Annotated in this window: 18 protein-coding genes; 9 read left to right on the top strand and 9 right to left on the bottom strand. The window is 55.1% G+C overall.

The window, feature by feature from the left end; genetic code table 11:
• Positions 1-18: 18 nt before the first annotated feature.
• The 4 genes from fabV to ilvY form a co-directional block, all read right to left on the bottom strand.
• Positions 19-1212, bottom strand: a complete 1194-nt coding sequence (gene fabV / locus NNN71_RS09725; protein WP_032449369.1) for an enoyl-ACP reductase FabV — start codon at positions 1210-1212, stop codon at positions 19-21.
• 217 nt (positions 1213-1429) lie between these two features.
• Positions 1430-2059, bottom strand: a complete 630-nt coding sequence (dhaL, locus tag NNN71_RS09720; protein ID WP_271458409.1) for a dihydroxyacetone kinase subunit DhaL — start codon at positions 2057-2059, stop codon at positions 1430-1432.
• A 1-nt stretch (position 2060) separates the two neighbouring features.
• Positions 2061-3065 (bottom strand): dihydroxyacetone kinase subunit DhaK, encoded by a 1005-nt coding sequence (locus NNN71_RS09715; RefSeq protein ID WP_009654925.1) that lies wholly within the window; start codon positions 3063-3065, stop codon positions 2061-2063.
• Between the two features lie 120 nt (positions 3066-3185).
• Complete coding sequence (gene ilvY / locus NNN71_RS09710) at positions 3186-4088, bottom strand: HTH-type transcriptional activator IlvY (protein ID WP_009654922.1); 903 nt, start codon at positions 4086-4088, stop codon at positions 3186-3188.
• Between the two features lie 151 nt (positions 4089-4239).
• Between ilvY and ilvC the strand changes: the two genes are divergently transcribed.
• Positions 4240-5715 (top strand): ketol-acid reductoisomerase, encoded by a 1476-nt coding sequence (ilvC, locus tag NNN71_RS09705; protein WP_069325102.1) that lies wholly within the window; start codon positions 4240-4242, stop codon positions 5713-5715.
• A gap of 76 nt (positions 5716-5791) precedes the next feature.
• Here the strand turns inward: ilvC and ppiC are convergent, their stop codons facing one another.
• From ppiC to NNN71_RS09690, 3 genes are read right to left on the bottom strand one after another with little or no spacing between them, the layout of a single operon-like run.
• On the bottom strand, positions 5792-6073 hold the full coding sequence (gene ppiC / locus NNN71_RS09700; protein ID WP_004886861.1) for a peptidylprolyl isomerase PpiC: 282 nt from the start codon (positions 6071-6073) through the stop codon (positions 5792-5794).
• A gap of 57 nt (positions 6074-6130) precedes the next feature.
• On the bottom strand, positions 6131-7624 hold the full coding sequence (gene arfA / locus NNN71_RS09695) for an arabinosylfuranosidase ArfA (RefSeq protein ID WP_271458408.1): 1494 nt from the start codon (positions 7622-7624) through the stop codon (positions 6131-6133).
• Positions 7625-7635: 11 nt separating this feature from the next.
• Positions 7636-9030: a glycoside-pentoside-hexuronide (GPH):cation symporter gene (locus NNN71_RS09690; protein ID WP_064546387.1), complete on the bottom strand. Its 1395-nt coding sequence runs from the start codon at positions 9028-9030 to the stop codon at positions 7636-7638.
• Positions 9031-9458: 428 nt separating this feature from the next.
• On the opposite strand from NNN71_RS09690, the gene rep reads away from it, so the two are divergent.
• Positions 9459-11480, top strand: coding sequence for a DNA helicase Rep (gene rep / locus NNN71_RS09685; protein WP_223803531.1), 2022 nt, complete (start codon positions 9459-9461; stop codon positions 11478-11480).
• 53 nt (positions 11481-11533) lie between these two features.
• On the opposite strand, the gene gppA is transcribed toward rep, so the two are convergent.
• Positions 11534-13018 carry a guanosine-5'-triphosphate,3'-diphosphate diphosphatase gene (gene gppA, locus NNN71_RS09680; protein WP_167577173.1) on the bottom strand — a complete coding sequence of 495 codons (1485 nt, stop codon included), beginning with the start codon at positions 13016-13018 and terminating at the stop codon, positions 11534-11536.
• Between the two features lie 7 nt (positions 13019-13025).
• Positions 13026-14291: an ATP-dependent RNA helicase RhlB gene (gene rhlB, locus NNN71_RS09675; RefSeq protein ID WP_249022505.1), complete on the bottom strand. Its 1266-nt coding sequence runs from the start codon at positions 14289-14291 to the stop codon at positions 13026-13028.
• A gap of 143 nt (positions 14292-14434) precedes the next feature.
• On the opposite strand from rhlB, the gene trxA reads away from it, so the two are divergent.
• The 7 genes from trxA to wecC form a co-directional block, all read left to right on the top strand.
• Positions 14435-14764: a thioredoxin TrxA gene (gene trxA / locus NNN71_RS09670; RefSeq protein ID WP_004386384.1), complete on the top strand. Its 330-nt coding sequence runs from the start codon at positions 14435-14437 to the stop codon at positions 14762-14764.
• 161 nt (positions 14765-14925) lie between these two features.
• Positions 14926-15009, top strand: coding sequence for a rho operon leader peptide (locus NNN71_RS25160; RefSeq protein WP_106929928.1), 84 nt, complete (start codon positions 14926-14928; stop codon positions 15007-15009).
• An 86-nt stretch (positions 15010-15095) separates the two neighbouring features.
• Entirely contained in the window at positions 15096-16355 is a 1260-nt protein-coding gene (rho, locus tag NNN71_RS09665; protein WP_035895778.1) for a transcription termination factor Rho, read from the top strand.
• A 241-nt stretch (positions 16356-16596) separates the two neighbouring features.
• Positions 16597-17700, top strand: a complete 1104-nt coding sequence (gene wecA / locus NNN71_RS09660; RefSeq protein WP_163448150.1) for a UDP-N-acetylglucosamine--undecaprenyl-phosphate N-acetylglucosaminephosphotransferase — start codon at positions 16597-16599, stop codon at positions 17698-17700.
• A gap of 13 nt (positions 17701-17713) precedes the next feature.
• The gene (gene wzzE, locus NNN71_RS09655) at positions 17714-18760 is read left to right on the top strand and encodes an ECA polysaccharide chain length modulation protein (protein WP_163448151.1); all 1047 of its coding nucleotides are present in this window, start codon (positions 17714-17716) and stop codon (positions 18758-18760) included.
• 56 nt (positions 18761-18816) lie between these two features.
• Positions 18817-19947 carry a non-hydrolyzing UDP-N-acetylglucosamine 2-epimerase gene (wecB, locus tag NNN71_RS09650; protein WP_167577171.1) on the top strand — a complete coding sequence of 377 codons (1131 nt, stop codon included), beginning with the start codon at positions 18817-18819 and terminating at the stop codon, positions 19945-19947.
• The coding region (gene wecC, locus NNN71_RS09645) for a UDP-N-acetyl-D-mannosamine dehydrogenase (RefSeq protein WP_271458407.1) at positions 19944-20731 on the top strand (788 nt) is incomplete at its 3' end. The genes wecB and wecC, both read left to right, overlap by 4 nt.

The raw sequence follows: 20731 nt of genomic DNA, 5'->3' as shown, positions 1-20731 counted from the left end.
ACACCCGGCTTCAACGCATTACAGCGTGATGACGTCGAATTCGACTTCAGGGTTCACGTCCGCATCGTAATCCACACCGTCGAGAGCAAAACCGAACAGGTTCAGGAATTCCTGCTTGTATCCTGCATAGTCGGTTTCTTGCGTCAGGTTTTCGGTGGTGATCAGCGGCCACAGGTCACGGCACGCCTGCTGAATATCGTCACGCAGTTCCCAGTCATCCATACGGATACGCTGATTGTCATCAAGCGCCACTTTATCGCCGTACAGGCTGGTGGTCATCAGACGGTTGATCTGCTCGATACAACCTTCGTGAATCCCCTGTTCTTTCATCAGCTTGAAGACCATGGAGATGTACAGCGGCATCACCGGAATAGCAGAAGAGGCCTGGGTGATAACGGATTTCAGTACGGCAACGTTCGCGGAGCCGTGCAGCGGAGCCAACTGGTTACGCAGTTCACCTGCCGCGCGATCGAGGTCTTCTTTCGCTTTGCCCAGCGCGCCGTGCCAGTAGATTGGCCAGGTCAGGTCAGTACCGATGTAGGAGTAGGCCACGGTTTTCACGCCTTCGGCCAGCACGCCTGCTTCGCTCAGCGCGCCCATCCACAGTTCCCAGTCTTCGCCGCCCATGACGGTAACGGTGTTCTTAACTTCTTCTTCGGTGGCCGGCTCAATGCTGGCGGTGATGATCTGATCTTTGTTGGTATCAATCGCTTTAGAGGTATAAACCTCGCCGATTGGCTTCAGCGCAGAACGAACGATTTCACCGGTTTTCGGCATTTTACGCACTGGAGAGGCCAGTGAGTAAACCACTAAATCAATCTGACCCAGGTCTTCTTTGATCAGTTTGATGACTGCGTCGCGGCATTCATCGGAGAACGCGTCGCCGTTGATGCTTTTGGAATACAGACCTTCGCGTTTTGCGGCCTCATCGAAGGCGGCAGAGTTATACCAGCCCGCGGAACCCGGTTTGGTTTCCGTGCCCGGTTTTTCGAAAAATACGCCGATAGTGGCGGCACCGCTACCAAACGCGGCGGAAATTCTGGAAGCCAGGCCGTAACCGGTGGAAGCACCGATCACCAGCACGCGGGAAGGGCCGTTAGCGATTTTCCCGTTTTTCTTCACATATTCGATCTGTTTTTCCACGTTGACTTTACAGCCAGTCGGATGGGTCGTTGTACAGATGAATCCACGAATTTTTGGTTTGATTATCATAATGATGGCTAATTAAGTTTGTATTTTCGCTGTCAAGTGCGCAATGACACCGTCTGTTCTGGCTTGTTTAACATCAGGGTTAACAAGCCCCCCACATCTATTATGGCACGGGGCATTATACAGAAAAGCGGCTGCAATGATGAATTACGTCTGATTTTCGCTATAACGTAAAAGGGCCCATGTACGGACATGAACCCTTTTTACACGGGCAGGTGGGTTAGCGGGTATGGGTGAATTCGGCCATAAATTGCAGAATTAGCGCCATCGACACCGCGCCGGGGTCGCAGTGGCCGATGGCCCGCTCGCCGAGGTTTTTCGCGCGCCCGAAGCGGGCCACCATCGTGGATGTCCCTTCCGCACCGGCCATCGCCGCCTGCGCGCAGTTTGCCAGCGCTTCGGATAATGGCAGGGTCGCGTCTGAACGTGCGCGCGCTGCCGCTGCGGCGAGTGCATCCATCATTGTTTTATCGCCCGGCTCTGCGCCGCCGCGCTGGTGGATAGCCTGCATACCTGTCTCCAGCCATTCAGCCAGCGTCGCGGCATCCAGCTCGTGGCGTCCAGCCAGCCCTTTGCCGCCCGCGCGGAACAGGGTGCCGAAGATCGCGCCGGAAGCGCCGCCCATGCTGGTCATCAGCCGCGTGCCGCTTTGCAGCAGGCAGTCACCGATATCGGCGGGAGAAAATTCAGGTGCGGAAAGTAACGTCTGCAAAGCGGTAAAGCCGCGCTTAATGCCAATACCGTGATCGCCATCGCCAATGACCTGGTCGAGTGCGGTCAGGCGCGGTTCGCTGGCGATCATGCCCTGGGCAACGTGCTGTAGACAGGCGGTGAATTGCGTGGTGTTCATCTTATTTTCTCCAGCCGAGGGTATTGATGGGATGGTCATACAGACGTTGCATTTCATCGTCCAGCCGCAGCAGGCTTAACGAAAATCCGGACATCTCCAGCGAGGTGCAAAAGTGGCCGACCTGCACGTCGTGAGTGTGAATGCCGCGTTCTGCCAGCGCCATGCCGACCTTACGGGTGATGACCATGAGCTCAGTGTTGCTCAGCGCGCCCAGGTTATTGACGCTGACGCAGACGTTATCGCCGTGGCCAAACGGCAGGTCATCGCACAGGCGGGCGATCATCATCTCGACCAGCTCGTCGCTATGCGGCATGGGCATGCGGCATAGCCCCGGCTCACCATGAATACCAATTCCCAGCTCAATTTCGTTGTCTGCCAGCGTGAAGTTAAAGGCGTCGGACTGCGGTAGTGCGCAGCCGCTGAGCGCCACGCCGATGGTACGCGTATTGTGATTGGCCTTTTGCGCCAGTGCCTCCAGCGCGGGCAGAGTGTAGCGCTCAAACTGTGCCGCCGCACCGGCGAGTTTATACAAGAACGCCAGCCCACCGACGCCGCGGCGATCGGACATTTTCTCCGGCGGCGCAGAGGCAATATCATCCGTGGCGCGCACGGTGCGGCACTCAATGCCTTCTTCCGCCAGTATTTCGGCGGCGATATCAAAGTTCATGCCGTCGCCGGAGTAGTTCCCATAGAGGAACAGAATGCCGTTGCCCTGATGAACGGCCCGGCTGGCTTCGATAATCTGATCGGGAGAAGGCGAGGTGAAAACCTCACCCAGCGCGCAGGCATCGATGCCACCTTCACCGACGAACCCGGCAAACGTCGGCTCATGGCCGCTGCCGCCGCCGCTGACGATAACGGTCTGGCCGGTTTGCGTCATCGTGCGATAAACCGCGCAGTACTCCGGGAGGGCGTGGATCCTTCCGCGCCCGGCGTACACCAGCCCTTCCATGATTTCGCTGCGGATATTATCGGTGTTGTTGAACAGCTTTTTGGGTTTCTGCATCGTCACTCCCTCTCGTAAGGTCCTGTTTCTTTAGTGACGATTTTACCTGCACAGCCCGTTTAGACCTGGCACCTTTGATACCAATTAATCTCCCAAACCTGGGGCATGACTGGGGCCATGCTATTCGGTCATTTTACGCTCGAGCACAATCTTCCAGAACGCATCCACCAACGGCTCATGCAGGCGTTTTTTCTGCACGCATACCCCCAGTTCGAACGGGGTCTTCTCATCGCTGCGTTCCAAAATCATCACGCGGTTGCGCACCGGTTCCGGGCTGTTTTCCAGCACGATTTCGGGAATGAGCGCCACGCCGCAGCCCAGCGCCACCATTGAGACCATCGCCTCATGGCCGCCTACCGTCGCGTAAATAGATGGATTACTGATTTTGTGACGACGGAACCACAGCTCAATGCGGCGGCGTACCGGCCCCTGATCGGCCATGATAAACGGCACCGTCGACCAGTCGGGCTTATCAACCGAAACCTGATTGCGCACCGGGCAGGGCAGCGCCGGGGCGATCAGCACCACCGCCAGATTTTCCAGCATCGAAAAGGCGACCGCGCCGGGCAGCGTTTCCGGCTTACCGGCAATCGCCAGATCGGCCTCGCCGGTGACCACTTTGTCCATGGCGTCGGCGGCGTCGCCGGTGGTGAGCTTAATTTCCACCGAGGGATGTTCGGCGCGGAAGCGGTCGAGGATCGGCGGCAGATGACTGTACGCCGCGGTCACTGAACAGAAGATATGGAGTTCGCCGGAAAGGGACGGCCCCTGCTGATCGAGGGTATGGCGCAACTGCTGATATTGCAAAAGCGTCTGTTGGGCAAACACTCGCAGCTCTTCACCGGCTTCGGTCAGCGTGACCGTGCGGTTATCGCGTACAAACAGCGGCTGGCCGAGATCTTCTTCCAGCCGCTGAATCTGCCGGGAGAGCGTGGAGGGGCTGACGTGCATCGCCCGCGCGCTGCGGCCAAAGTGGCGGCTTTCCGCCAGATGCAGGAAGGTTTTCAGATCGCGTAAATCCACCGATTTCACCTCACGGCTTTACATTGCAGAAATTGCAACATGACGTTGTGAATATATCAATTTCCGCAATAAATTTCCTGTTGTAATGTGGGTTCATTCTCGCAAAAGCGAACCGAACAATAAGACACACAACATCACGGAGTACACCATCATGGCTAACTACTTTAATACACTGAATCTGCGCCAGCAGCTGGCGCAGCTGGGTAAATGCCGTTTTATGGGCCGCGACGAATTCGCCGACGGCGCGAGCTACCTGCAGGGTAAAAAAGTGGTCATCGTCGGCTGTGGCGCTCAGGGTCTGAACCAGGGCCTGAACATGCGTGACTCCGGTCTGGATATCTCCTATGCCCTGCGTAAAGAAGCAATCGCTGAAAAGCGTGCTTCCTGGCGTAAAGCGACCGAAAACGGCTTCAAAGTAGGCACCTACGAAGAGCTGATCCCGCAGGCGGACCTGGTGGTTAACCTGACGCCAGACAAACAGCACTCCGACGTGGTGCGTTCTGTACAGCCGCTGATGAAAGATGGCGCGGCGCTGGGCTACTCCCACGGCTTCAACATCGTTGAAGTGGGCGAGCAGATCCGTAAAGACATCACCGTGGTGATGGTAGCGCCGAAATGCCCGGGTACCGAAGTGCGTGAAGAGTACAAACGTGGTTTCGGTGTTCCGACCCTGATCGCCGTTCACCCGGAAAACGATCCGAAAGGCGAAGGTATGGCGATTGCTAAAGCCTGGGCTGCGGCCACCGGCGGTCACCGTGCGGGCGTACTGGAATCTTCTTTCGTTGCGGAAGTGAAATCTGACCTGATGGGCGAGCAGACTATCCTGTGCGGTATGCTGCAGGCCGGTTCTCTGCTGTGCTTCGACAAGCTGGTGGCAGAAGGCACCGACCCGGCTTATGCGGAAAAACTGATTCAGTTCGGCTGGGAAACCATCACCGAAGCGCTGAAGCAGGGCGGCATCACCCTGATGATGGACCGTCTGTCTAACCCGGCGAAACTGCGTGCTTACGCGCTGTCTGAACAGCTGAAAGAGATCATGGCGCCGCTGTTCCAGAAACACATGGATGACATCATCTCCGGCGAATTCTCCTCCGGCATGATGGCTGACTGGGCTAACGACGATAAGAAACTGCTGACCTGGCGTGAAGAGACCGGCAAAACCGCGTTCGAAACCGCTCCGCAGTATGAAGGCAAAATCGGCGAGCAGGAGTACTTTGATAAAGGCGTGCTGATGATTGCGATGGTGAAAGCGGGCGTTGAGCTGGCGTTCGAAACCATGGTCGATTCCGGCATCATCGAAGAATCCGCTTACTACGAATCACTGCACGAACTGCCGCTGATCGCCAACACCATCGCCCGTAAGCGTCTGTACGAAATGAACGTGGTTATCTCCGATACCGCAGAATACGGTAACTACCTGTTCTCTTACGCTTGCGTACCGCTGCTGAAAGAGTTCATGACCACCCTGCAGACCGGCGACCTGGGCAAAGCGATTGCCGAAGGCGCGGTAGACAACGCGCAGCTGCGTGATGTGAACGACGCCATTCGCGGCCATGCTATCGAGAAAGTGGGCCAGAAACTGCGTGGCTATATGACGGATATGAAACGTATTGCAGTCGCGGGCTGATGCCCTCACCCCAACCCTCTCCCACAGGGAGAGGGAGCAAACATTAAAGGCCTTCTCTTTGAGAAGGCCTTGCTGTTTATTTCCGGTACAGCACTTTGATGATGTGGTAACCGAACTGAGTGTGCAGCGGGCCGGTTGGCTCCAGCACCGGGCAGGAGAAGACCACTTTGTCGAACGCCGGCACCATCTGGCCCTGGCGGAATTCACCTAAGTCGCCGCCGCGTTTGCCCGACGGGCAGATGGAGTGCTTCTTCGCCAGCTTGCCGAAGTCGGCGCCGTTTTTAATCTGCTCCAGAAGATCCAATGCCAGTTTCTCTTCTTTTACAAGGATATGCAGTGCTGCTGCTGTTTTTGCCATGGTTTGCGCCCTGGGTTAAGTGATAAATCAGGGCGCAATATTAGCATGTAAAAGCCGTTACAGGATGTCGAAGGTGATGCGGCTCCACGACAGCGGCGGCAGGGTGAGGTCGGAGGCCGTGAGCGTCTCCGGCGCAACGCGATCCGGACGATCAAAGGTATTTTTCGCGTAGAGATCGTCACAGCGGAGGATCTGATGTTCTGCAAGACGCGTCTGGCCAAACGCCGACAGATCCGGATCCAGCGTGAAGTTGTCGTGAAAATCGCTGTTCAGCGCGAATAAATAGAGTTTACCCGCTGCGGCATTGTGTACCACGGCAGACTGGATGCGCCGTGCGTCACCGTATTTGCTGCTGAAGGTGCCCGCAGGAATGAAGTGGCGCAACGCGCTGCCTTTCGCCACGTTAGCCACCATCGCAAAGGGCCAGAAGATGGTCTGACGAATCACCCCGCCGCCCGCTTCGGTAAAGATGGGGGCAATGACGTTCACTAACTGCGCGAGGCTGGCCATTTTAACCCGATCGCAGTGGTTAATGAGGGAGCAGAGAAGACCGCCAACGACCAGCGCGTCGAGAAAAGAGTAACGGTCTTCCAGCAAAGGCGGCGCAACCTTAAAGCGATTCTCTTTATGCTTCATCGGCGCATCCCAGGGGTCGCCGCGCAGATACCAGACGTTCCATTCATCGAAGGAGATCATTATGTCCTTCTTACCGCGCTTGTACGCTTTCACGTAGTTGGCGGTGCTGACGATGGTCTCGATAAAGTTGTCCATATTGACGAAGGAGGCCAGGAAGTCGCTTTCAGTGCCTTCGTTTTCATAATACTGGTGGCAGGAGATGTAATCGACATAGTCGTACAGTTCTTCGAGTACAACCCGATCCCAGGTGGGGAAGGTATCCATCATCGAGCTTGAACTCCCGCACGCAATGAGTTCAACCTCCGGGTCGACGCAGCGCAGAATTTTGGCCGTCTCGCGCGCCTTTTTGGCGTAGTCGTCGGCGCTCATCTGCCCGGTTTGCCAGGGGCCGTCCATCTCGTTACCGAGGCACCAGAGTTTAAAGTTATAAGGCTCGGCGTCGCCGTGCTGCACGCGCAGATCGCTGAGCGTGGTGCCGCCAGGATGGTTACAGTATTCAATAAAGTATCCCGCTTCCTGCGGCGTGCCGGTCCCCAGATTGATGGCGATCATCGGCTCGACGTGGGTTTGTTGGCACCAGCGGTTAAACTCGCTGATGCCAAACTGGTTGCTCTCTTTGCTGATCCACGCGTAGTCCAGGCGCACCGGACGCTCTTCTTTGGGGCCAATGCCATCGCGCCAGTTGAAGCCGGAGACATAGTTGCCGCCGGGATAGCGCACGGTGGTGACGTTCATCTCTTTCACCAGGTTAATCACGTCCTGGCGGAACCCTTGCGCATCGGCTTCCGGGTGGCCGGGTTCGTAAATACCGGTATAAACCGCACGGCCCAGATGCTCAACGAAAGAGCCAAACAGCCGGGGGTTAATCTCGGCGATGCGATTATCCGGGGTAATGGCGAAGTGGAGCTTCGACATAACGTTCCTCCTTAAGCGGGGTAGTGGTTAGCTTTTAAATCGGTCTGAATTTCGTTCATCATCCGGGTATCCAGCTTGTAAAAGAACAGGAACAGCAGTGATGTGATGATGCTGCCCGCTGCGGGAATGACGGTGATCAGCAGCATAATGGCGTTCAGTGTCTCCGGCGTTTGCTGAGGCGCATCCGGAACATAGTGCGTTAAGGACAGAATGGTGGCGGTAATCGTGCCGGCAATCGCCAGACTCACCTTCAGGGCGAACAGGTTGCCGGATGCATAGACGCCGGACATGCGACGCTTGAACTTCCATGCGCCAAAGTCGTCGGCATCACCAATAAAGGACCAGAATATCGGCACCGTAATCGCGCCAATATAGCCGCGCAGGGTGTTGAGGGCGAAAATAGTCTCTATGTTTCGTGGGTCGATAAAGTAAATCAGGATGGAGATGGCTGCGGTAATAAAACCAACGTAAATATATAGTTTCACCTTGCAAATATATTTTGTTAGCGTATTGGTGGTCAGGTTACCTAATATCGCAGCCACGATCCCGATACTGATAAACACCGTCGTCCAGAGGTCGTTAAGGTGCATAAGATATTTGGTGAAATAGATGGTCGCGCCGCCGCAGACAAAAGCGGGAATACAACCGATAAACATCCCGGAGACCACCAGAACCCACTGCTTGTTTTTAAAGGCAAAAAGCAGGCTTTTGAAGATATTTTCCTGCGGCCCCTCTTCCGGCGCGATGCGCTCGCGGGTATTGAAGACACACAGCAGGAACATGCAGAGACCAATAATTGAAAAGAGGGTGTTGGTAATAAAGAACCCTTTTTGCTGATCGCCCGCGCCGAAATAGTGTACGAGCGGCAACAGCGTTAAGGAACACAGCAGCACCGCACAGTTGGCCATGGTAAAACGGTAGGACTGACACGAGATGCGATCGACCGGGTTGGCGGTAATGACGCTACCCAGCGAACAGTAAGGAATATTGACCGTGCTGTACAATACTGACAGCAACAGGTAGGTGACAAAAGCGTACACGCCTTTCCAGCCCGCGGTGATATCCGGCGTATAGAACGCGAGGATACAGATCAGGCAGAAGGGCACGCAGCCGTAAAGAATATAAGGGCGAAAACGTCCATAGCGTGAACGCGTGCGATCGGCAATTCCGCCAAGCATTGGGTCGACAAACGCATCGACCAGTCTGACGACTAAAAACATGGTGGCGAGGAGCGCTGCATCCAGACCAAATATATCGGTATAAAAATAGGTGAGGAACATGGTGACCGGGCCCCAACTCATATTACAGGCCGCATCGCCAAAACCAAATCCTAGTTTCTCCCTAACGCTCAATCTCTCCGTGCTATTGGCCACGGTGACGTCTGGTAATAAAATTTCCTGTGCCATTCTTTATTTCACCATAAAGTAAGTGGTTAATTATTGCTAACAGTGAGAACAACAGGTAAACCCAAACAGATAACGAGAGTCATGACGGGACAATACTATTGATGGCATTGTTTTCATTTTGTGATGTTTCATTGATATCGCTTTTTACTCTCTTTTTTGTGCAGGGATATAGCTATATTCTCCATATTAATAAAACAGTTGTTTTCATTTGAAATTAATTGTTCAGAAGATGAATTACTCTCGAAATATATTATCCAGAATACGGCTCGCCGATTTTCATCGGGAAAAAGCATGAGCTAGTGGCATAAACATCAGCCTCTGTTCGCTTCAGCGCTGATTTTCTTCGGCGCCTCTCAGTGGGCGATCCCTCCCGCCAGACTTTCTGCTACAATCCACACCCCCGTGTTTACAGATTGAGCAATCCCCCTATGCGTTTGAACCCCGGACAACAACAAGCCGTCGAATTCGTCACCGGACCCTGCCTGGTGCTGGCGGGTGCTGGCTCCGGCAAGACCCGCGTTATCACCAATAAGATTGCCCACCTGATCCACGCCTGTGGCTATCAGGCGCGTCATATTGCCGCCGTGACCTTTACCAACAAGGCCGCGCGTGAGATGAAAGAGCGTGTGGCGCAAACGTTAGGGCGCAAAGAAGCGCGTGGGCTGATGATCTCCACCTTCCACACGCTGGGGCTGGATATCATTAAGCGCGAGTACGCCGCGCTGGGAATGAAGTCGAACTTCTCGTTGTTTGACGATACCGACCAGACTGCGCTGCTCAAGGAGCTGACTGAAGGGCTGATTGAAGACGATAAGGTGGTGTTCCAGCAGCTGATCTCGACGATCTCCAACTGGAAAAACGATCTGATGACGCCGGCGCAGGCGGCGGCCAGCGCGAAGGGCGAGCGGGACCGTATTTTTGCCCACTGCTACGGTCTGTATGATGCGCATATGAAGGCCTGTAACGTGCTGGACTTCGACGATCTGATTCTGTTGCCGACGCTGTTGCTGCAACGTAATGAAGAGGTACGTGAGCGCTGGCAGAACAAAATTCGCTACCTGCTGGTGGATGAATATCAGGATACCAACACCAGTCAGTACGAGCTGGTGAAGCTGCTGGTGGGGCAACGCGCGCGCTTTACCGTGGTGGGTGACGATGACCAGTCCATCTACTCATGGCGCGGCGCGCGTCCGCAGAATCTGGTGCTGCTGAGCAAAGACTTTCCGGCGCTGCAGGTGATCAAGCTCGAGCAGAACTACCGTTCTTCTGGCCGTATTCTGAAAGCAGCGAATATCCTGATCGCCAACAACCCGCACGTGTTTGAAAAGCGTCTGTTCTCCGAACTGGGCTACGGGCCAGAGCTGAAAGTGCTGAGCGCCAACCATGAAGAACATGAGGCTGAACGTGTTACCGGCGAGCTGATTGCTCACCACTTTGTCAACAAGACGCAGTATAAGGATTACGCGATTCTCTATCGTGGCAACCACCAGTCACGGGTGTTTGAAAAATTCCTGATGCAGAACCGCATCCCGTACAAAATTTCCGGCGGTACCTCGTTCTTCTCACGCCCGGAGATTAAAGATCTGCTGGCCTACCTGCGCGTGCTGAGCAACCCGGATGACGACAGCGCGTTCCTGCGTATCGTCAACACGCCGAAACGCGAGATTGGCCCCGCGACGCTGCAAAAACTGGGCGAATGGGCGATGACTCGCAACAAGAGCCTGTTCACCGCCAGCTTCGATATGGGGCTGAGCCAGACGCTCACCGGGCGCGGCTATGAATCGCTGACGCGCTTTACCCAGTGGCTGGGCGAAATTCAGCGCCTGGCGGAACGCGAGCCGATCGCCGCTGTGCGCGATCTGATTCACGGTATTGATTACGAATCCTGGCTGTTTGAAACCTCGCCGAGCCCGAAAGCCGCCGAAATGCGCATGAAAAACGTCAACACGTTGTTCAGTTGGATGACGGAAATGCTGGAAGGCAGCGAGCTGGAAGAGCCGATGACCCTGACGCAGGTGGTCACTCGCTTTACGCTGCGTGACATGATGGAGCGCGGCGAAAGCGAGGAAGAACTGGATCAGGTTCAGCTGATGACCCTGCACGCATCAAAAGGTCTGGAGTTCCCGTACGTCTTCCTGGTGGGGATGGAGGAGGGGCTGCTGCCGCACCAGAGCAGCATTGACGAAGATAACGTTGATGAAGAGCGCCGCCTGGCCTACGTCGGCATTACCCGCGCGCAGAAAGAGCTGATTTTTACTCTGTGCAAAGAACGCCGTCAGTACGGTGAATTAGTGCGCCCGGAGCCGAGCCGTTTCCTGCTGGAACTGCCGCAGGATGATGTGATTTGGGAACAGGAGCGGAAGGTGATTACTGCGGAAGAACGCATGCACAAAGGGCAGGCTAACGTCGCCAACATTCGTGAAATGCTGGCGAAAGCGAAAAAATCATAACTGAGTCATGGTAGGCCGGATAAGCGCAGCGTCATCCGGTAACCCGATGAGGTTTAGCGGACTTCCAGCGGCCAGTGAATATAGCTTTGCCACTGGCACTCCTGATCGACCATTTCGCGGCCCAGAGGGTGGTGCGCAAGCCAGCCTTCCGGCAGCGTCAGCGTCAGGTTTTCACCTTCGGCAACTAGCGTAATCGCGGGCAGGAGATCGTCGCGGCGGCGGCTGGCAAACAGAATCGCCAGGCGTAGCAGGCGACAAAGATGCTCGGCTACGCGCGGCGGTACGGCGTTCTGCTGATGCAGCGTAGGCAAATTGACGGTGTTGGTCTGGTTTAACAGCAGGGTGGCGAGCAGCTTTTTCTGTGCGGGGGTAAAACCCGGTAGATCGAGGTTACGCACCAGATAGGCTGCGTGCTGCGGGGCTTGCTTGAAGTCAACGCTGAGGCCAATTTCATGCAGCGCGCAGGCGCTTAGCAGCAGTTCGCGGCTTAATGGCTCCAGTTCCCAGCTGTTAGCAACCTGATCGACAAAGTTATCCGCCAGCTGTGCGACGCGGTTCGCCTGCTCTGTGTCGACCATAAAACGGCGCTGAATATTGCGCAGCGTGCGGCTGCGAATATCTTCATCGACCGCCAGATGCAGCATACCGTAAACCAACCCTTCGCGCAGCGCGCCGCCGGCCAGCGTCATGCACTGGATGTTCAGTTCGGTAAAAATAGCGATCAGGATAGCCAGCCCGCTCGGGAAAACCAGCGCGCGTTCCAGCGTTAACCCTTCAATCTCCAGCTCTTCCAGACGGCCACACTGGATGGCGCGCTGCTTGAGCTGCTGAAGTTTTGCGAGGGTGATGCGTTCATCCATTCCCTGCGCCATCATGATTTCCTGCAACGCCTGAACCGTACCGGATGCACCGACACAGACTTTCCAGCCGTGGTGACGCAGTTCATCCGCGACCGGCTTTAACACTTCACGGGCGGCACGTTCCGCTTCGTCGAAATGTTCCTGCGCCAGATTACGGTCGGTGAAGTAGCGCTCCAGCCAGGTCACGCAGCCCATCGACAGGCTGAACAACGAGGTAGTTTGCGCACCGGTGCCGGTCACCAGTTCAGTACTGGCGCCGCCGATATCGACCACTAAACGACGATCGTCGCCGCCAGTGGTGTGCGCGACGCCCTGATAAATCAGACGTGCTTCTTCTTCGCCGCGGATAACCTGCACCGGACAGCCGAGGATCTCCTGGGCTTTGGCGATAAAGACGTCGGCATTCACGGCAAGACGCAGCGTTGCGGTTGCCACGATGCGGATTTGCGTGGGGGGAATATCCTGTAATCGCTCGGCGAACAGACGCAGGCACTGCCAGCCTCGTTCCATGGCTTCCGTCGACAGGATGTTGTCCTGGCTCAGCCCGGCGGCCAGACGCACTTTACGCTTGATACGGGTGAGCGTCTGGATGCTACCCGCCACCTCGCGCACAATCAGCATATGAAAACTATTGGAACCGAGATCAATGGCTGCGTACAGCGAGGTGGTAGTGAGCATAACTTATTTAACCTGAACGACGACGATTACGTGGCGCGCCCGAACGACGCGGACCGTTACCCTGGCGAACGCGCGTCAGACGCAGCGGCTTCGGCAGGTCGGTTAACAAGGCATCCGGGTTGTACTTACTGACCGGAATCGAGTGACCCGTGTAGGTCTCAATGGCCGGCAAGTTCAGTGCATACTCTTCACAGGCGAGGCTAATTGAGTGGCCGCTTGCGCCTGCGCGACCGGTACGACCGATGCGGTGTACGTAGTCTTCACAGTCGTCTGGCAGGTCATAGTTAAAGACGTGCGTCACAGCAGGAATGTGCAGGCCGCGCGCCGCAACGTCGGTCGCGACAAGAATGTCGAGATCGCCACGGGTGAAATCTTCCAGAATACGCAGACGTTTTTTCTGCGCCACGTCACCGGTCAGCAGGCCGACGCGATGACCATCGGCAGCCAGGTGGCCCCAGATGTCTTCACAGCGGTGCTTGGTGTTGGCGAAGATAATCGCGCGATCGGGCCATTCTTCTTCCAGCAGCGTTTGCAGTAAACGCATTTTTTCTTCATTGGAAGGATAGAAAAGCTCTTCTTTAATGCGATGGCCCGTTTTCTGCTCTGGCTCCACTTCCACATATTCGGCGTTGTTCATTTGCTCGAACGCCAGTTCGCGTACGCGGTAAGAAAGGGTGGCGGAGAACAGCATGTTCAGACGCTGGTTGGCCGGCGGCATGCGGCGGAACAGCCAACGGATATCTTTAATAAAGCCGAGATCGTACATACGATCGGCTTCGTCCAGCACCACGACCTGGATCGCGCCCAGATTAATATGGTTCTGTTTTGCATAATCAATGAGACGGCCGGTGGTGCCGATCAGAATATCGACGCCGCTCTCCAGCACTTTCAGCTGTTTGTCATAGCCGTCACCGCCGTAGGCCAGGCCCAGCTTCAGACCGGTGGCCTGAGCCAGCGGCTCTGCGTCAGCGTGAATCTGTACCGCCAGCTCACGGGTCGGCGCCATAATTAACGCGCGCGGTTGGTTCACCTGGCGGTCAGCAATTGCTGGGTGAGAAAGAAGATAATGAAACGTTGACGTCAGGAACGCCATCGTTTTTCCGGTACCGGTTTGCGCCTGTCCAGCCACATCACGTCCAGCAAGCGTCAGCGGCAAAGCCAGCGCCTGAATGGGCGTGCAATTATAAAACCCTTTATTTTCAAGGGCTTCAACCACTTTAGGGTGCAGGGCGAAGTCGGAAAACTTCTGTTCAGTTAAATGTGTTTTGCTCATAGTGTGGTAGAATATCAGCTTACTATTGCATTAAGAAAGCGTATCCGGTGAAATAACGTCAACCTTTGTTGGCGAAGTCAACATCAACACCTCGTTGGTTAATGCTACACCAACACACCAGGCTTATTCCTGTGGAGTTAAATATGAGCGATAAAATTATTCACCTGACTGACGACAGTTTTGACACGGACGTACTCAAAGCTGACGGGCTGACCCTCGTCGATTTCTGGGCAGAGTGGTGTGGTCCGTGCAAAATGATCGCCCCGATTCTGGATGAAATCGCCGATGAGTATCAGGGTAAACTGACCGTTGCCAAACTGAACATCGATCAGAACCCGGGCACTGCACCGAAGTATGGCATCCGCGGTATCCCTACGCTGCTGCTGTTCAAGAACGGCGAAGTGGCTGCAACCAAAGTTGGCGCGCTGTCTAAAGGCCAGCTCAAAGAGTTCCTCGACGCCAACCTGGCGTAAGCAATTCGACTCGGGCGTCCTGTGTTCTTAAATTGAGCGGAACTCTGGACGCCCGGCTTTAGTCGTGCTAAGTTAAGTTTGACTTCGTTTTAAACATACCTTGTTTGAATCTTGTTTGACCCAAACCTCCCGTCGCATTTAGCCACGTCAGAGGTTGAAAAATTCCAGGCTTGTCACTCTTTCCGTCTTGTCGTTTCAGTTCTGCGTACTTTCCTGTGACCAGGCAGCGAACAGACATGAGTTGATGGCCGTAAACAGGCACGGATGACCCTGCCATACCATTCACAAATTAAGTTCGAGATTTACCCCGAGTTTAAGAACCCACACCATTATGAATCTTACCGAATTAAAGAACACGCCGGTTTCTGAGCTGATCACTCTCGGCGAAAATATGGGTCTGGAAAACCAGGCACGTATGCGCAAGCAGGACATCATTTTCGCCATCCTGAAGCAGCACGCGAAGAGTGGCGAAGATATCTTTGGCGACGGTGTGCTGGAGATACTGCAGGATGGATTTGGTTTCCTCCGCTCCGCAGACAGCTCCTACCTCGCCGGCCCTGATGATATCTACGTTTCCCCCAGCCAAATCCGCCGTTTCAACCTCCGCACTGGTGACACCATCTCTGGTAAGATTCGTCCTCCGAAAGAGGGTGAGCGTTACTTTGCGCTGTTGAAAGTTAACGAAGTTAACTACGACAAGCCGGAAAACTCGCGCAACAAGATCCTGTTCGAGAACTTAACCCCGCTGCACGCAAACTCCCGTCTGCGTATGGAACGTGGTAACGGTTCTACCGAAGACTTAACGGCTCGCGTACTGGATCTGGCATCGCCGATCGGTCGCGGCCAGCGTGGTCTGATTGTGGCGCCGCCGAAAGCCGGTAAAACCATGCTGCTGCAGAACATCGCGCAGAGCATTGCCTACAATCACCCGGACTGCGTGCTGATGGTGCTGCTGATTGACGAACGTCCGGAAGAAGTGACCGAGATGCAGCGTCTGGTGAAAGGTGAAGTGGTTGCTTCTACCTTTGACGAACCGGCATCTCGCCACGTTCAGGTAGCCGAAATGGTTATCGAGAAGGCGAAACGTCTGGTAGAACACAAGAAAGACGTGATCATCCTGCTCGACTCCATCACCCGTCTGGCGCGTGCCTACAACACCGTGGTTCCGGCTTCCGGTAAAGTCCTGACCGGTGGTGTGGACGCCAACGCCCTGCATCGTCCGAAGCGTTTCTTCGGCGCGGCGCGTAACGTGGAAGAGGGCGGCAGCCTGACCATCATCGCCACTGCGCTTATCGATACCGGCTCTAAAATGGATGAAGTTATCTACGAAGAGTTTAAAGGTACCGGCAACATGGAACTGCATCTCTCTCGTAAGATTGCGGAAAAACGCGTCTTCCCGGCTATCGACTACAACCGTTCCGGTACCCGTAAAGAAGAGCTGCTCACCACGCCTGAAGAGCTGCAGAAAATGTGGATCCTGCGCAAAATCATCCATCCGATGGGTGAAATCGACGCGATGGAATTCCTCATTAACAAACTGGCCATGACCAAGACCAACGACGATTTCTTCGACATGATGAAACGTTCGTAAAACACGGTTTTTCGCTGAAAAACGCCACACAATTGTGTGGCGTTTTTGTTTTTAGGAGTTTCGCCGATGGGGTTCCGCTTTTTTTTCGCGGACAATTGCGGTTTACGGCTACAATAATAGCTAGTTTGTAAAATTGGTTATAAATCAGGCGAGTTTCCCCAATATTCATCAGGCTTCCTCTTCTGATGAGTAGTTATCGTGGGTATACTTTCGCTACTAATATTCGCAGCGAGTATAAATTGTGAGTTTACTGGCCGTCGGTACTGACCTGATCAGTATTTTTTTGTTCACCACCGTATTTCTTTTTTTCGCCCGCCGGGTGGCTAAAAAGATCGGGTTGGTGGACAGACCTAATTTTCGTAAACGTCACCAGGGGGTTATCCCGCTTGTGGGCGGCATCTCTGTATACGCCGGTATTTGCCTCACTTTTGCGATCGCCAATTACTACATCCCGCATGCTTCCCTTTATCTGGCCTGTGCTGGCGTACTCGTGCTGGTCGGCGCACTCGACGACCGTTATGACATCAGCGTTAAAATTCGCGCAATCATTCAGGCGCTGATTGGTATTGTGATGATGAGCGTCGGAGGGCTGTACCTGCGCAGCCTCGGCTATATCTTCGGCTCGTGGGAGCTGGTGCTCGGTCCGTTTGGCTTCTTCCTGACCTTGTTTGCCGTCTGGGCCATCATCAATGCTTTCAATATGGTGGACGGTATCGATGGCCTGCTTGGCGGCCTGTCGAGCGTCAGCTTCGGCGCCATTGGTCTGATTCTGTGGTTTGACGGGCAGACCAGCCTCGCCATGTGGTGCTTTGCCATGATTGCCGCCATCCTGCCATACATTATGCTCAACCTGGGCGTGCTGGGGCGTCGCTATAAAGTCTTTATGGGGGATGCCGGCAGTACGCTGATTGGCTTCACCGTTATCTGGATCCTGCTGGAAACCACCCAGGGTACACATCACCCGATTAGTCCGGTCACCGCGCTGTGGATTGTCGCCATTCCGCTTATGGACATGGTGGCGATTATGTATCGCCGTCTGCGTAAGGGCATGAGCCCGTTCTCGGCTGACCGTCAGCATATTCACCATCTGATCATGCGTGCGGGCTTCACCTCTCGTCAGGCGCTGGTGTTGATTACGGTTGCCGCCGCGTTGCTGGCGGGCATTGGCGTGGCTGCCGAATACACTCGCGTTGTGCCTGAATGGGTCATGCTGATTTTGTTCCTGATGGCTTTTGGCCTCTACGGTTACTGCATCAAGCGGGCATGGAAAGTGGCGCGTTTTATTAAACGCATGAAGCGCAGAATGCGTCGGAACAGTGAAAAAAATCCAAAATTAACCAAGTAAAACTGGGGTAGTAATGACACAACCATTACCGGAAGCACAGTTATCAAGTGCGGAGAATGAACTGGATATTCGTGGCCTGTTTCGCGCGTTGTGGTCGGGGAAACACTGGATTATCGGCCTTGCGGTGCTATTTGCCGCTGTGGTGCTGATTTATACCTTTTTTGCCCGACAGGAATGGAGCACCACGGCGATCACCGACCGGCCAACGGTCAACATGCTAGGCGGCTATTACTCGCAGCAGCAATTCCTGCGCAATCTGGATGTGAAGGTTAACCCAACCACCACGACGCCGCCGTCGGTGATGGATGAAGTTTACAAAGAGTTCGTTATGCAGCTCGCCTCCTGGGATACCCGTCGTGATTTCTGGTCGCAGACGGACTACTACAAGCAGCGGATGGTGGGCAATTCCCGCGCCGATGCCGCCCAGCTTGATGACCTGATTAACGACATTCAGTTCATTCCTGGCGATGCGCAAAAAAACGTGAGCGACAGCGTCACGCTGAGCGCAGAGACCGCGCAGGACGCCAATAACCTGCTGCGCCAGTACGTGGCGTTTGCCAGCGAACGTGCCGCGGGGCATCTGAATGACGAGCTGAAAGGCGCGTGGGCCGCGCGAACCATTCAGGTGAAAGCGCAGGTGAAGCGTCAGGAAGAGGTGGCTCAGGCGATTTTCAATCGCCGTCTGCACAGCATTGAAGCCGCGCTGAAAATTGCGCAGCAGAACAATATTACCCGTAGCGTCACGGATGTACCGGCCGATGAGCTGCCGGATTCCGAGCTTTCTTTACTGGGACGTCCGATGCTGCAGGCACGACTGGAAAACCTGCAGGCCGTTGGGCCGACCTTCGATCTGGATTACGACCAGGCGCGCGCTATGCTGACGACCCTCAACGTGGGGCCGACGCTGGCAAAGAGTTTTCAGACTTATCGGTATTTGCGCACACCGGAGGAGCCGGTAAAACGCACCAGCCCGCGCCGCGTATTCCTGATGGTGATGTGGGGCATTGTCGGCGCATTGGTGGGTGCGGGGGTGGCACTGGCGCGTCGTCGCACGCAGTAAATACCCATCAATGGTGAAGGGCGATGGGCCTGGTTCATCTATAGAAGAGAATCGATGTGAAAGTTCTGACTGTATTTGGCACACGTCCGGAGGCGATCAAAATGGCGCCTCTGGTTCATGCGCTAGCAAAGGATCCTCATTTTGAGGCAAAAGTATGCGTCACCGCACAGCATAGGGAAATGCTTGATCAGGTGCTAAACCTCTTCTCCATTGTTCCGGACTATGACCTCAACATCATGAGTCCAGGACAGGGTTTAACCGAAATAACCTGCCGCATTCTGCAGGGGTTGAAGCCTGTCCTGGAGTCGTTTAAACCAGACGTTGTGCTGGTGCATGGCGACACGACAACGACCGCCGCGGCAAGCCTGGCGGCTTTTTATCAGCGCATTCCCGTTGGTCATGTGGAAGCGGGGCTGCGCACGGGCGATCTCTATTCGCCGTGGCCGGAAGAAGCGAATCGCACGCTCACCGGGCACCTGGCGATGTATCATTTCGCGCCGACCGAAAACTCGCGGCAGAATCTGCTGCGGGAGAACCTGCCGGATAAGCGCATTTTCGTTACCGGCAACACGGTGATTGACGCGCTGTTCTGGGTTCGCGACCGGGTGCTGAGCGATACCGCGCTGCGTAGCGATATGGCGCAGCGTTATCCGTTCCTCAGCAATGGCAAAAAGACGATTCTGGTCACAGGGCACCGTCGCGAGAGTTTTGGTCAGGGCTTTGAACATATTTGTCATGCGCTGGCCAAAATTGCCGCGGATAACCCGGATGTGCAAATTGTGTATCCGGTGCACCTCAATCCGAATGTCAGCGAACCGGTCAATCGGATTCTGGGGCACATCGATAGCGTCATATTGATTGAACCGCAGGACTACTTGCCGTTTGTCTGGTTGATGAATCATGCATGGCTGATTCTCACCGATTCGGGCGGCATTCAGGAAGAGGCGCCGTCGCTGGGCAAACCCGTACTGGTGATGCGTGAAACCACTGAGCGTCCGGAAGCCATCGATGCCGGCACGGTCCGCCTGGTGGGAACGGATAGCCAACGCATTGTGGATGAAGTTACGCGCCTGCTGCGCGATGACGAAGAATATCAAAGGATGAGCCGGGCCCATAACCCTTACGGGGATGGCCGGGCATGCGAACGTATTTTGGCAGCATTAAAAAATAATCAGGTAACGTTATGAGTTTCTCAACCCTCTCGGTGATCGGTCTGGGCTATATCGGCCTTCCTACAGCGGCGGCGTTTGCTTCCCGGCAAAAGCAGGTTGTGGGCGTCGATATCAATCAACACGCGGTGGATACCATCAACCGCGGTGAAATTCATATTGTCGAACCCGATCTCGACAGGGTGGTGAAAACCGCAGTGGCGGATGGCTATCTGCGCGCCACCACCACGCCAGAAGCGGCCGACGCTTACCTGATTGCCGTGCCGACGCCGTTTAAAGGCGATCACGAGCCGGATATGATTTATGTCGAAGCGGCAGCGCGTTCCATTGCGCCAGTGCTAAAGAAAGGGGCGCTGGTGATCCTCGAGTCCACCTCGCCGGTTGGCGCGACCGAGCAAATGGCCGGCTGGTTGGCTGAGATGCGCCCGGATCTGACCTTCCCGCAGCAGGTTGGCGAGCAGGCGGATATTAACATTGCCTACTGCCCGGAACGCGTGTTGCCGGGGCAGGTGATGGTCGAACTGATTAAAAACGACCGCGTCATTGGCGGCATGACGCCGGTGTGCTCCGCTCGCGCCAGCGAGCTGTACAACATTTTCCTCGAAGGCGAATGCGTGGTGACCAACGCCCGCACCGCCGAGATGTGTAAGCTGACGGAAAACAGCTTCCGCGACGTTAACATCGCGTTTGCTAACGAACTGTCGCTGATCTGCGCCGATCAGGGGATTAACGTCTGGGAATTGATTCGCCTGGCGAATCGTCATCCTCGCGTCAACATTCTCCAGCCGGGTCCTGGGGTGGG

Source organism: Kluyvera sp. Awk 3 (assembly GCF_028069715.1).
Classification (GTDB): Bacteria; Pseudomonadota; Gammaproteobacteria; order Enterobacterales; family Enterobacteriaceae; genus Kluyvera; species Kluyvera georgiana_A.
This window is presented reverse-complemented; position numbering and strand designations above follow the sequence as displayed.

What these genes read in the sequence shown, in the direction of transcription:
- rho (WP_035895778.1), top strand. Translation starts at nt 15,096, where the DNA reads ATGAATCTTACCGAATTAAAGAACACGCCGGTTTCTGAGCTGATCACT.
- ilvC (WP_069325102.1), top strand. Translation starts at nt 4,240, where the DNA reads ATGGCTAACTACTTTAATACACTGAATCTGCGCCAGCAGCTGGCGCAG.
- gppA (WP_167577173.1), bottom strand. Translation starts at nt 13,018, where the DNA reads ATGCTCACTACCACCTCGCTGTACGCAGCCATTGATCTCGGTTCCAAT.
- arfA (WP_271458408.1), bottom strand. Translation starts at nt 7,624, where the DNA reads ATGTCGAAGCTCCACTTCGCCATTACCCCGGATAATCGCATCGCCGAG.
- rep (WP_223803531.1), top strand. Translation starts at nt 9,459, where the DNA reads ATGCGTTTGAACCCCGGACAACAACAAGCCGTCGAATTCGTCACCGGA.
- fabV (WP_032449369.1), bottom strand. Translation starts at nt 1,212, where the DNA reads ATGATAATCAAACCAAAAATTCGTGGATTCATCTGTACAACGACCCAT.
- rhlB (WP_249022505.1), bottom strand. Translation starts at nt 14,291, where the DNA reads ATGAGCAAAACACATTTAACTGAACAGAAGTTTTCCGACTTCGCCCTG.
- dhaL (WP_271458409.1), bottom strand. Translation starts at nt 2,059, where the DNA reads ATGAACACCACGCAATTCACCGCCTGTCTACAGCACGTTGCCCAGGGC.
- wzzE (WP_163448151.1), top strand. Translation starts at nt 17,714, where the DNA reads ATGACACAACCATTACCGGAAGCACAGTTATCAAGTGCGGAGAATGAA.
- ppiC (WP_004886861.1), bottom strand. Translation starts at nt 6,073, where the DNA reads ATGGCAAAAACAGCAGCAGCACTGCATATCCTTGTAAAAGAAGAGAAA.
- NNN71_RS09715 (WP_009654925.1), bottom strand. Translation starts at nt 3,065, where the DNA reads ATGCAGAAACCCAAAAAGCTGTTCAACAACACCGATAATATCCGCAGC.
- NNN71_RS09690 (WP_064546387.1), bottom strand. Translation starts at nt 9,030, where the DNA reads ATGGCACAGGAAATTTTATTACCAGACGTCACCGTGGCCAATAGCACG.
- trxA (WP_004386384.1), top strand. Translation starts at nt 14,435, where the DNA reads ATGAGCGATAAAATTATTCACCTGACTGACGACAGTTTTGACACGGAC.